Origin of the sequence: Psychrobacter immobilis (assembly GCF_904846225.1) — a bacterium.
GTDB lineage: Bacteria > Pseudomonadota > Gammaproteobacteria > Pseudomonadales > Moraxellaceae > Psychrobacter > Psychrobacter immobilis_F.
Window position 1 is genome coordinate 215,348 of sequence record NZ_CAJGZJ010000001.1, and the last position, 12,671, is coordinate 228,018.

Consider the following 12,671-nt stretch of genomic DNA (forward strand, 5'->3'; position numbering starts at 1 on the left):
CAGAGTATTTTTAAATAACCTTTTTATAATTTTCAGATATCACTTATCCCACTCAATTAAACGAAGCGTTTAATAAGGGAATAAATATTTGAATCAAAAATTTTAGGCAATAAAATACGCGCTTCTATTAAATTATAAATTAATAGAAATGACGGCTCATTTATTATGGACGTTTTAAAGAAAGGTTTTACGCTACCAAAAACTAACGCATAAAATTATACGCATAGAATAACCATAGCTAAATAACAGCTTGAGCCATATGATTTGATAAATACAGTAAAATCAAATGTTAGAAAAATTGATAGCAGCAAGCACAAAATTGTTTAGCACAATCGTCTTATAGTTGAAGCCAAATAATTGCGATACAAGGAAGTCGCGCACAGATAGTACGAGTAGTACATCAAGTGGGTAACAATGTAACGTATTTATAGGAGTTTAACTATAAAAAAGTGTATAACGCTTTTGGATATAAGAGACTTAAGAGAAGGATAAAGTGAGTCAATACAGAAGGCTATTCGTTGACAGTCATAAACCAAGTGTCAATAAATAGCTGACATATAAATTCAGCCAAACCTTTTCGAAGTCGTCATTGCTGTCATACTTCTCACACATTCAAACTTTAAAAACGTCTTGATATTTATATAGGACATGATGATTCCTCCATAGGTTGTGGCCAATGTCAGGGAGACAATAGCAAGTTAATTGAAATGATTTATTTTTAGTTAAAAGCTATAAATCAATGAGCTTATAATAATGATTTAAAAATTAATGTCAACTACTTATTTAAAATACATCCAAAATAATATATTTTATAAATATCGTCATCGCACAAAACAATTCTTTTGAATAACAACTAAGAAATTTTTATGCGATAAAACTATTTATAACATCAGCCAATAAAGCCGCAGCAATGATTATAAAGATGACGCCGCAACTGCGATTCAACCACATTAAGCGGTGACCAACATCCAGCCAGCTTGCAAGCTTTTTGCCGCCCACCGTATAAATTATTTGCCAAATAGTCTCACTTAAAAAGAATCCCAACGTCAGTACTAAATATTGTGGCCATAACGGCGCACTGAAACTAATAAACTTGGGGAAAAAAGCCGCAAAAAACAAGATGGCTTTTGGATTGGATAGCGACACCCAAACGCCAGTACGGAACAATGTCATGTCACTAGGAGAAGCTTTGAGTGCCGCACTCGCACTTGATGGCATCGGCGTATCCGGTGTGGTTTGCAGCGTGGCAGGATAGTCAACAGCCACCTCCTCGCTCATCTCACGAGCATCGCGCATCAAGCTACCGTCACCGGCATCGCGCCATGAGCTGATACCCAAATAGATTAAATAAAACGCGCCAAGTGCTTTGATAATAGTGAGCAGCCAAGGAGACTGGCGACTGATCGCATCCAGACCGAGCAACGCTGATAGCAGCAAAATACCCAGCCCAAGGCTCAAACCTGCCAGCGTCCAGAGAGTTCGCTTGACGCCATAGTTCATACCATATTGAAACGCTAGCAGCATATTGGGACCAGGCGTTGCCGAGATCAAAAACGTACTGGCAAAAAACACGGCGAACAGATTCCAAGACATCAACTAATCCCTTATTGTTTATTTAGAATCAAATTAAAATACAAAAAAATGAATACCGCCATTAAGACGGTATCCTTTATACTCATTTATACTCATTTATACTCATTTATACTCACTCATATTATACACAGATGTCTGGTTTTTTATAGATCAATTGACCGTACAGCTCGTCAGCAATTTCTGTAAAAATCCATCACAGCGTTCAATTTCTTTAAGCTCAACATATTCATCGGCCTTATGCGCCTGCTCAATGCTGCCAGGACCGCAGATGATCGTAGGAATACCGCTATTGGTAAATTGACCGCCCTCAGTTGCATAAGCCACTTTATGACGTTCATCGTCTCCTGTCAGCGCGGCTATTAATGCTTGTAGCTCGGCACTATCATCGTCGGTCATGGCCGGTACGCTTTCTTCTTGCATCAGCTCAATGCCGGTATCGGCAGCGCGTGCTTGCATCTGAGCGCTCAATTCTGCAACTTTTGCTTGAATCGGCACGACAATATCCTCTTGCGTCATATGCGGCAAGTTACGATAGTCAAAGGTAAACTCGCATAGATTTGGCACAATATTGGTTGCTGTGCCGCCTTGTATGGTGCCAACAGACAAGGTTGAATAAGGTACAGTGAATACTTCATCCACATCATCACGATGGCTTAATTCTTCAGCTAACGTATCGACATAACCAATTAAACGGCTGGCATAGCTAATGGCGTTAACCCCTTGCGCTGTCAATGACGAGTGCGCAGATTTGCCATGGACGCGGCAACGATACACAGCAATGCCTTTATGCGCCACCACCATTGCCATATTCGTCGGCTCACCAACGATACAATAATCAGGCGTAATGCCGCGAGCTTTTAGGTCTGCCAATATCAATGGCGCGCCCAAACAGCCAACCTCTTCATCAAATGACAATGCCAAATGCAATGGACGATGCAGCTGACCTGCATTAGATAGCTGTACAGCCTTCGGCAATAACGTCAATGCACAAGCGATAAAGCCTTTCATATCACAAGCACCGCGTCCGTATAGCTTGTCACCACGAATGGTCGCTGTAAAAGGCTCAGACGTCCACTCTTGACCGTCGACTGGCACCACGTCCGTATGACCAGATAGCACAAGACCATTATTTACTTTATCAGCATTTTCGCCTGCTGCTACCGTTACGAATAGATTGGCTTTATTTTTGATCTCATTAAAGGTTAAATCGACCGTAAGGCCTAATTGCTCACAGTACGCTTTTACGTCTTCAATAAGCGCCAAATTTGAGTGCCGACTAACGGTATCAAAGCCAATCAAGCGCGTTAGCCAATCGAGACTTTGGGTAGGATAAGCAGCAGTAGCCAACGCTTGGCGGTTATCATCATTACTATTATTTATAGTCATAAAACATCCTTATCAATATATAAGATAAAAAACTTATCCTTTTTTAAATGAGCGGCGCTGTAACGCTTTGACTTCTTCATCTAATCCAGCAATTGGACCTTTTACTGGTACGTTTGGCGCAACTTCTTGAATACTTAATGAATTAATGGGCGATGTTGATGTCACGCCCATCTCATCCATCCATTCGCTAAGCTGTTTCGATGAGCTGATATAAACAATGCGATCAAGACCCGCCCACGCATGCGCCGCTGAACACATGGCACAATGTTCGCCTGAGGTATAAACCACGGCTTTGGCGCGTGCATCCGCTGTCATATTTTCTGCGGCCCATTTTGCAACGGCAATCTCAGGATGATAAGTGGCATCGACTGAATTGACACGGTTACGATCTTCTCGTAGCACTTGTCCATCGGCAGCAACCAGCACACTACCAAATGGCTCATCGCCCGCCTCTAACGCTTCAGTTGCCAGCTCCACGCAGCGACGCAAATAAATCATCTCATTATCAGTTGTCATCTTATGCTCCTTATTATTGTTCTATAGCCAGTCCCAAATAAAAAAGTTCCTAATATTATTACGTGTTACTGGGACAAATTTTGCTTGCTGTGACGTTGCTGACAGAGGCGACGCAAAATTTATCCCAGTAATACTATATCCATTTTATAGTAGATCGACTATATCGCAAATCGCCCTATTAATGGTATATCGTATTAATGACGACATCGCATCATTTACGACGGATTATTTTGGTTCATAATATCAACGACTGGTGGCATTGGTTTTGGTCGCTTCCCTTCAGTTTGTAGCTCTTTAGTCGTTTTGGCATCGATAGCAAGTCCAGAGATGAGCGCGATGTCTTTGACTGCTTTACGTTTACGGGTGGCAAAACTCACTGGCACCATACGCGCAAACTCATAAATATGAAGATAAGACTCTTCGCCACCTTCGAAGTCCTCGTCATCTTCGAGGCGAATCGCCCCAATCTTTGCCAAGTCTGTGAGCATCTCATTTTCTTCGCTAGTGAGACGGCAATCGGTAATCCCAAAGCCTGTCATAAAGCCATTTGCCCACTGTTTCAATGCCATCACGCGCTCGTATAAATCGTGTTCATCATCAGGTATTAGCGGCGTATAAGAATAAGCATCGTCTTTATCTTTGAGCTGAAAGACCGTATCTTCGGCTTCTTCAGTCAATAATGTCAAGGCAGGCTCTGGCAATGACGCAAAACTCAACTCCTCAAATACCTTAGCCCATACTGTTTCATCAGGAGCATTACAAGCTGTCATCAGCCCTGTCATCAAGCCATGTACCTCGCTGATAGACACGTCCGTCCAGTCGTCAAAAGCGGTCAGCCAAGTATTCCAGCCTGAGATATTATCATTCATAATAGATGTCCTAGTGATTGATTGGTAGTATTGAATAAAAACAGAAGCAGCTTGTTATCATTGACAACGCCGCCGCTAATAGAAATAAAAAGGCCACGCCTAATACGTGTAATTACTTTGTTGATATAGATATTATGCGGTCACCTATGGCATTATTAAACGTAGAGAACAAAATTCATTCACGCTTACTTGTTAAGGATAAAAACTGACTATGTATGACCAACTTAGAATATTAGAAAAAATGATACTCGACATCAAAAAGCAGTATCAGCTTGTCAGTGCTGAACTTAGCAGCCTCAAACAACATCCCGTTACCGATCCAAAAGAGATTACTGCACTCCAGACCAAGCTTGATAGCAGCTATACAGAACGTGACGGTGCCAGAAAACAATTAAGCGACCTCGATAAACGCTATCAAAATCTTGCAGAAGCGCATCATATGATTGGTGAAGAACAAGACAAACTGCAAAAACAGATCGGACAATTACAACAACAAAATAGCGATATTCAGCAGCATAATAATGAATTAAAGCAGCAATACCTCGATATCAAACAGCAAAATAATGAATTACAAAAGAAGAATCAACTGGCAGCTGAGCGTACACAGGTTGTATTAAAACGCTTAACTCGTATCGATCAAGCAGAAGGTTAAGCTGCAATGGACAGTAATCTAAGCGTAGCGTTTTAATTGAACAGCGTCTTTATTCAATAGCTTATTTTACACAATACATTGCCTATTACAGCGCTCAACTCATATTGGTAATATCTTATATTACTTAATTTATTGAACAAACATTGTAGGATTTATCATGACCGATAACCACACTAAATCTCCGGAAAAACAGCTCACCAGTAACCAAGCACAGCCCATTGGACTAAAGTCGCAGAAAACCGCGCCAGCTGGTTCAATAACGTCAAGCGTATCATCTCAGCCTAGCAGCAAAGTTAATAAAGCGGCTGAGCCACAAATCAAAAAAGTCGATGTTGCGATTGCTGGCGTCACTTATCCCATTTATTGTCCCGTACATGAGCAAGAAGAGCTGCTCTCAGCGGTTTCTTATATCAATAACTATGCACTAGATCTTAAGAAAGACGCGCCAAGTCTCAGTCAAGAAAGCCTGTTGGTATTATGCTGCTTAAACTTGTACGAAAAGATTCATGCCAATCAAAGAAGTGATGAAGATCGTCAACAGCAAGATCAAAAATCTGACCTTTTGCTCAATAAAATCATGAAGGATGCCCAATCTATCCTGTAAGCCGATTGAGTTTCATCAAACACATAAGCGCCTAGCTAATCAGAGCTAAGCGCTTTTTTTGTGCCTAAATCTCATTTATTTATACGTCAACTTTATAAATTTTACCGGCATGAAAGTCTGCTTGATGCTCATAATTGCAAAAAAATAACGCTTTATTAATATCAGGGTTGCTGGTGTTTTGATTGTCTGTCATCAGGTCAGGACTGGTTTCGAGGACGCCGCGATATTCAGCCAAACTGTTTCCGCAAAAGTTGCACTGACGCGGTGTGATCACATCACCTTTTTTTGGCATCATGCTTTTGGGCGCACGCGGGTACATAAACTTGTAAAATCCCCACATCGACACCCAGATAATGATGATTATAATAATAACGGCAAACACGGCAGTGCTCCTTCGATTATAAGTAAACGCGATGAATAATCCGAAGCTCGCAGCCAAGTATTATCCAACACATTTTTATAGCATAAATTTTACCGTCAATAATAGCGATTGCACAATGTTTTTACCGTTTAATGACTCATATAGAGTCGATCGACTATAAAAGAACACAGCGCTACTGGAATGGATTTTGCGCAGCTTCTGTGACAACGAATTGTGCAATGCCATAATCTAAAAAACTGGCTACATCGAGCCAGTTCTTCATATTAAAATTTAGATTCCAAAATGAGTATTACTATAAATGAGTATTACTATAACTGTAATTCGCTGATATCAGCCACGGTCAAGAATAAGGCACGAACCTGCTTGAGCAATGCTAAGCGATTGTTTTTGAGTGCGTCATCTTCACTATTGACCATGACACCATCAAAGAACTGAGTCAACGGCTCATCCAAGCTAGCAAGCGTTTGCAATACTTGAGTATAATCGGCTTGTTCAAGTAATGGTTTCACTGCTGTTTGCGCTTGACGAACGTTACTATGTAAGTTTTGTTCAGCAGGCTCAGATAATAGCGATTCATCAACCGTATCAGCGACAACCGCTTCTGACTTGGCCAATATATTGGCAACGCGTTTGTTTGAATCCGCCAACATCGACGCTTGTGGCAATGCGCTAAACGCTTGCACCGCACGAATACGCTGATCGAAATCAAGTGGCATATGCGGATTAATCGCTTGCACCGCTTGAATGGTATCAACGCTGACGCCTTGCTCCGTATACATCGCTCGATAACGCGAGTTTAGGAACGCCATTACTTGGGTAAAAGTGTCGCCCATTTTGGTAATCTTGCTACCGTCGGCAGTGCTATAGCCTTTAATCGCTTGTTCGACTAACGCGACGAGGTTAATCGGTAATTGCTTTTCGATTAAAATACGCAAAATACCAATGGCCGAACGACGCAAACTAAACGGATCTTTTGAACCCGTTGGCGCTTGGTCAATCGCAAAAATACCAACGAGCGTGTCCAAACGGTCGGCCAATGCTAAGCAAATACCAATCGGCGTCTGCGGTAAGACATCGCCGCTAAATTTGGGCAGATATTGCTCTTCTAAACTTGCCGCCACAGCCTCAGTCTCACCATCTAGACGAGCATAATAGGTACCAGCGATCCCTTGTAATTCAGGATATTCACCCACGAGCGAGCTTGCCAAATCAGCCTTGGACAAAATACCCGCACGCGCTGTCTCATCAACACTAATGTCTTGACCTTGCTGCTGCATTAAAGTGGCAATAAATGCCGCAAGCTTGGCAATACGCTCAGATTTTTCCCAAATCGTACCCAGCTTATCTTGGAATACGCGTGTTTTTAGACTTTCTGTGAGCGCAAATAAGGGCTGTTTTTGATCTTGTAAAAAGAAAAACTCTGCATCTGCCAAACGCGGACGCACGACCTTTTCGTTGCCTTCAATAATCTGATTCGGGTCTTTGGATTCGATATTGGTGATAAAGATAAAGTACGGCTGCAACTTGCCTGCTTTGTCCGTTAAACAAAAATACTTTTGATCCGCCTGCATGGTTGAGATCAGCGCTTCTTGCGGCACTTGTAAAAAACGTACCTCAAAGCTTGCCCGTAGTGCAATGGGGAAATCAACCAATGCGGTCACTTCGTCGAGCAAATCCTGCGGGACGATTGGATCAGCATTAACCTCATCGGCCAAGGCTTTGACTTGGTTTTTAATCAGCATTTGACGCTTATCAAAATCTACCACGACTTTTAAGCCATCTAGCAACTGCTCATAATCGTTGGCATGTGCAATCTCATGATAGTCAGGGCTATGAAAGCGATGACCACGAGTTTGCGTGCCTGTTTGATGTCCTTGGATAATGGCGTTAATGACCACATCATCCTGCATCAATACCGCCCATTGTACGGGACGGACGAATTCATTGCGGCTCGCGCCTGAACGCATACGTTTGGCAATTGGCAGATTATCAAGCGCGGTTTGGAAAATTGTAGGCAGTAGCTCAGTGGTCGCTTGACCATGAATGGTTTGCTCAAAGCCCACATAATCACCTTTATCGGTTTTAATGGTCATAAGCTCGCTGGCTTCAATACCCAAACCTTTGGCAAAACCCATTGCAGCACGTGTTGGGTTGCCATCGCTATCGAACGCCGCTTTAATCGCGGGTCCACGTTTTTGCTCAGTGCGATCAGGCTGCTTGTTGCTGATACCTTGAATTTGAATCGCTAAACGGCGCGGTGCTGCATAAGCTTTGATACTCTCAAAACTGATTTCTGCTTCATTCAACTGTTCAGTGACACTCGCTTGCAGTGCATCACGCAATGATTTTAAACTCTTTGGCGGTAATTCTTCACACCCCAGTTCAAATAGAATAGTACTCATGGGATGCTCCTATTTATTGTCGTCAATGGTTTGATTGTTGTCTGTATTTTCAACAGCATCTTCTTTTGGTAAATACTTATCGAGCGCTGCTTGACGATGTGCCTCATCTGCTAATGGGAAGCCCAGTTTGGCACGTGCCTCAACGTAACCGAAAGCGACCTTACGAGCCAGTGTACGCACACGTAGGATAAAACGCTGGCGTTCAGTAACCGAAATTGCACCGCGAGCATCGAGTAAGTTGAAAGCATGAGAAGCTTTTAGTACCATCTCATACGCTGGCAACGGCAATCCTGCTTCGACCAATTTATCCGCTTGCTGCTCATAAAAATCAAACATCTGACCCATCATCGGCACATCAGCGTGTTCGAAATTATAAGTCGACTGCTCCACCTCGTTTTGATGAAAAACATCGCCATAAGTGACACGGCCAAATTCACCATCTGCCCAGACCAAGTCATAAACGCTATCGACGCCTTGTACATACATAGCCAAACGCTCAAGACCGTAAGTAATCTCGCCAGTCACTGGAAAGCACTCAATACCGCCTACTTGCTGGAAATACGTAAACTGCGTCACTTCCATACCGTTGAGCCAAATCTCCCAGCCCAATCCCCATGCGCCAAGCGTGGGCGACTCCCAGTTGTCTTCAACGAAACGCACATCATGCACCAATGGATCAATACCAATGGCTCTTAGCGAGTCTAAATACAGCTCTTGGATATTGGGTGGATTCGGCTTTAGCACGACTTGAAACTGATAGTAGTGTTGCAAGCGATTCGGGTTGTCACCATAGCGCCCATCGGTTGGACGACGTGAAGGCTGCACATACGCCGCATTCCAACGCTCAGGACCTAACGAACGCAAAAACGTTGCGGTATGAAAGGTGCCAGCGCCAACTTCCATATCATAAGGCTGCAAGATAACGCAGCCCTTATCGGCCCAATAATTCTGTAGGGTTAAAATTAAATCTTGAAAAGTCATCGGTTGGGGATTGTTCGCTTCTGATGTCATAGTTTGGATTGTCATAGTTTGGGCATCATAATAAAGCCACTGTGGAATGAATGTGATTAAATAGAATTCTAATAGCAGTCGTTGTGCCTAATTGGCAACGACTCTATTGACTGCTCACCTTACTAAAAATTGGCTATTTTATCTATGTTTACCTTAACTAAATTTGCATTATGGTCGTAAATAGCCCGTTATGTCTCTTATTTCTCACCAATCGATTACATTGATAAAGCCAAAGCAACAGATAAAAAAATACCCAAATGCGTTAACATTTGGGCAGGAGGAAAAGTATGTCTTGGGTATCCTGATTAGTCAGGCTTTTTGTTTTTGATGGAACTCGTAGAATCTAAGCTTTTTCTTACTACGCTTCTTTTATGGTTTTTACTATCAAATCTATCTTACTGATAAGACTGGCCAGTAGCTTTTGGCATAACTATCCATAAGATAATATAGATTAAAATACCGGGTACGGCTGCACTTAACGATGAAATAATGACGAACAATACTCTGACCCAAGTGGGTGACCAACCTGCATATTCTGCAATGCCGCCCATCACGCCTGCTATCATCCGACTGTTCTGTGAGCGATGTAACTTTGCTAACTTAGCCAAACCAAATACCTCTCTATCTATTATTTTATTTGTTTCTTTTTTTGCTTTTGCCTACTTATTTTTATAATAAGTCTTAAAGATATTTAGTCTTCTTGACTTACGAATAATTATAGCAACTATTAACTCTATATCTGTTGAAAATGTAGAAGTGCTTTGTGAGTTTATGCTACTTAAGCTTGCCCTAACCTATCATAAGGTACGATAAACCCCTGATTTTAAATAATTATTTCAAGATGTTTCAGAGCTGACTTTATTGCTACAATATTACAGTGCTATTATGCAGATTCTATTATTTATGAATTTAGTCAAACAGATATAGTTGATCTTCTATAAAACAGACACAGTGCTACTGGTATAAATTTTGCGCTGCCTCTGTCTACGCAAGCACAGCAAGCAAGGAAAATTTATACCAGTAGCGCGTGATAATATTTGTATCTCTTTTATCTAGGACTGACTATAAGAAGCACTTATCTCATAATAAAGACCAAATTTAAAAAATTTAAAATAAATATCCTATTTACAATAACCTACCTGTAAATCATCTCAAACCTTTATACCATGCTGATAAATGACTCACCTATTCAGTCATTCATAAACTAAGTCATCCACAAATATGACTGAGCGCAAATAACTCAAAAGTGAGAAAAAATATGTATGAGACAGGATTGATGATTGGCCATTTCGAACCGCTACATTTGGGACAAATGCGCAGTATATTAGCGGCAGCAGGACAAGCGAAAGCCTTACACATCGTGATTATGGCACACCCATCTCCGCATCCAAATTTTACGATCACCTTACAAGACAAGGCGCGCTGGCTACAGATGGCATGTGCGGATTTGCCGTTCATTCATATTCACACCACCCACGAGATCGAGCTACCGCTACACGAGCATTTCGATAACGTCAGTATTGATGTGGCTGCCAGTAATGCTAAATTGCGACGTTTGGTAGAGGCCTTATCACTATCATCAGAGACGGTATTGTTTATGGCTGACAACCATCCGCTGGCACAGAATCAGGTTCAAGAGCATCTATTTCTGCCCGTGGTGACTACCCCACTACAGTCTGAATTTGACTCTTATGCCATTGCCCAAAATCCAATAGCGCATTGGTCAGCGATTCATCCACAAGCGCGCGTTAACTATACCAAGACCGTCGCCATCGTCGGCGGTGAAAGCTCAGGCAAAACCACATTGGTACATAAGCTTGCCAATTATTATGGGGCCAGCTTTGCACTTGAGATGGGACGTTTATATGTTGGCACAGACTTGGGCGGTAGCGAGGTTGGGCTACAATATAGTGATTATGGCCCCATTGTGCTCAATCATGCGCAAGCGATGCGAGAGGCAAAAGCCAAGGCGACTGCACCTATCACCATCGTTGATACCGACTTTGTGACCACACAGGCATTCTGTGAAGAGTACGAAGGCCGTACGCATCCTTTTGTAGCAGCTTGTATCGATGAGTTTCGCTTAGATCATACGATTATGCTGGACAATAATACGCCATGGATTGATGATGGCATGCGTTCTTTGGGCACGCCTGAAGCAAGGGGACGTTTTGAGCAGCGGCTAGTAGATATTTTTGCCCGTCATGATATCCAGCCTTACTTGATTGACAAGCCAGACTATGAAGCTCGCTATCAGCAAGCAGTGCTATTTATCGATCAATATATCTATGGCAAAAAACAATAAGATGCGCCAAATTATATTTACAATAATTCATTGAGCCAGCGCGTTACAGTCACTATCTTGTCGGAATCAGTATTTATTTTAGGGAAAAAAGCTATGCGTATTCAGCTATTAGACAATATAACCGGAAAGTGGGCGATGCAATGGATTGTCATTTGGTTCATTTGCGGGGTAGCCGCCTTGTCCACGGTTTTTTGGCTCACCACAGAACACACAACACTCGATATGTTTTATTTGGGCGTCTCTTTCGTCGGTCTGGTCTGCGTGGTGTCGCTATCATTTCGCAAAAACGTTATGGGCAATGGTCTTGGAATGGCAGCGACTGCTGGCGAAGTCGTCGTACAAGCCACCTCGGGTGCAGTCGGTTTGATGCTCGCACCACTCTTTAACTTTTTTACCCACGTTTATGGCATTTTTTATTGGTCAAAGCATACTGATTCTGATGGTGACATGATACCGAAGGCTGCAAATAAAGCGGTTTGGTTGATTACTGCCGTGTTTATTATTATCGGTCTTGCGCTCTTCCCAACGGTAAATAATTTATTAGCGAGTTACGGTTACGCCGTGGTAGAGGATGATAATAGTAAATTCTTAGGATTTATCTCTTTCTTTTGGATCAATGTAATCGCCTTTGTACTCTCAATCACCGCACAAGCTGCCATGATTTTGCGCTACTCATTTAACTGGTGGTTATGGATTGTCGTCAATTTCGTTTGGCTCATTGTCAATCTGATGTCAGGCAATTATATCTTTGCCATTCAAACCATGATTTATCAGATAAACGCCTTTATTGGGCTTTATGAATGGCAGCGCAGTGAACAAGGTTAGGCCTGAGAGGCAAACTGGACTGATATAGTCAGGTCAACATAAAAAAGAGACAATGGGCTGCGATAAATTTAGCAAAATAGTAGGATTTGACTGTACCGTCTATTAGATAAAATGGCAGATTGACTC

At 42.2% G+C, this 12,671-nt stretch carries 12 protein-coding genes; 4 read left to right on the forward strand and 8 right to left on the reverse strand.

Annotated elements, in window-relative coordinates; all coding sequences use genetic code 11:
• Positions 1 to 864 precede the first annotated feature (864 nt).
• The 4 genes from JMX48_RS00940 to JMX48_RS00955 form a co-directional block, all read right to left on the reverse strand.
• The gene (locus JMX48_RS00940; protein WP_201533292.1) at positions 865 to 1,593 is read right to left on the reverse strand and encodes a LysE family translocator; all 729 of its coding nucleotides are present in this window, start codon (positions 1,591 to 1,593) and stop codon (positions 865 to 867) included.
• A 150-nt stretch (positions 1,594 to 1,743) separates the two neighbouring features.
• Entirely contained in the window at positions 1,744 to 2,979 is a 1,236-nt protein-coding gene (gene argE / locus JMX48_RS00945; RefSeq protein WP_201533294.1) for an acetylornithine deacetylase, read from the reverse strand.
• Between the two features lie 33 nt (positions 2,980 to 3,012).
• Positions 3,013 to 3,495, reverse strand: coding sequence for a nucleoside deaminase (locus tag JMX48_RS00950; RefSeq protein WP_201533296.1), 483 nt, complete (start codon positions 3,493 to 3,495; stop codon positions 3,013 to 3,015).
• Positions 3,496 to 3,710: 215 nt separating this feature from the next.
• Positions 3,711 to 4,364, reverse strand: a complete 654-nt coding sequence (locus tag JMX48_RS00955) for a UPF0149 family protein (RefSeq protein WP_201533298.1) — start codon at positions 4,362 to 4,364, stop codon at positions 3,711 to 3,713.
• Positions 4,365 to 4,575: 211 nt separating this feature from the next.
• On the opposite strand from JMX48_RS00955, the gene JMX48_RS00960 reads away from it, so the two are divergent.
• Positions 4,576 to 5,016 (forward strand): hypothetical protein, encoded by a 441-nt coding sequence (locus tag JMX48_RS00960; RefSeq protein ID WP_201533300.1) that lies wholly within the window; start codon positions 4,576 to 4,578, stop codon positions 5,014 to 5,016.
• A 157-nt stretch (positions 5,017 to 5,173) separates the two neighbouring features.
• A complete protein-coding gene (locus tag JMX48_RS00965; RefSeq protein WP_201533302.1) occupies positions 5,174 to 5,620 on the forward strand; it encodes a cell division protein ZapA in 447 nt (148 codons plus the stop codon).
• Between the two features lie 79 nt (positions 5,621 to 5,699).
• Here JMX48_RS00965 and JMX48_RS00970 read toward each other — a convergent pair whose 3' ends face one another.
• From JMX48_RS00970 to JMX48_RS00985, 4 genes are all read right to left on the reverse strand, one after another.
• Positions 5,700 to 5,960 (reverse strand): hypothetical protein, encoded by a 261-nt coding sequence (locus JMX48_RS00970; protein WP_201533579.1) that lies wholly within the window; start codon positions 5,958 to 5,960, stop codon positions 5,700 to 5,702.
• A gap of 350 nt (positions 5,961 to 6,310) precedes the next feature.
• Positions 6,311 to 8,404, reverse strand: a complete 2,094-nt coding sequence (glyS, locus tag JMX48_RS00975; protein WP_201533304.1) for a glycine--tRNA ligase subunit beta — start codon at positions 8,402 to 8,404, stop codon at positions 6,311 to 6,313.
• A 9-nt stretch (positions 8,405 to 8,413) separates the two neighbouring features.
• Positions 8,414 to 9,430 (reverse strand): glycine--tRNA ligase subunit alpha, encoded by a 1,017-nt coding sequence (gene glyQ, locus JMX48_RS00980; protein WP_265088754.1) that lies wholly within the window; start codon positions 9,428 to 9,430, stop codon positions 8,414 to 8,416.
• Between the two features lie 380 nt (positions 9,431 to 9,810).
• Complete coding sequence (locus tag JMX48_RS00985; RefSeq protein WP_201533306.1) at positions 9,811 to 10,023, reverse strand: PspC domain-containing protein; 213 nt, start codon at positions 10,021 to 10,023, stop codon at positions 9,811 to 9,813.
• Between the two features lie 650 nt (positions 10,024 to 10,673).
• Between JMX48_RS00985 and nadR the strand changes: the two genes are divergently transcribed.
• Together nadR and pnuC are read left to right on the forward strand one after the other, a co-directional pair.
• Entirely contained in the window at positions 10,674 to 11,720 is a 1,047-nt protein-coding gene (nadR, locus tag JMX48_RS00990) for a multifunctional transcriptional regulator/nicotinamide-nucleotide adenylyltransferase/ribosylnicotinamide kinase NadR (RefSeq protein WP_201533308.1), read from the forward strand.
• A gap of 93 nt (positions 11,721 to 11,813) precedes the next feature.
• Entirely contained in the window at positions 11,814 to 12,545 is a 732-nt protein-coding gene (gene pnuC, locus JMX48_RS00995; RefSeq protein WP_201533310.1) for a nicotinamide riboside transporter PnuC, read from the forward strand.
• The last annotated feature ends 126 nt before the right edge of the window (positions 12,546 to 12,671 follow it).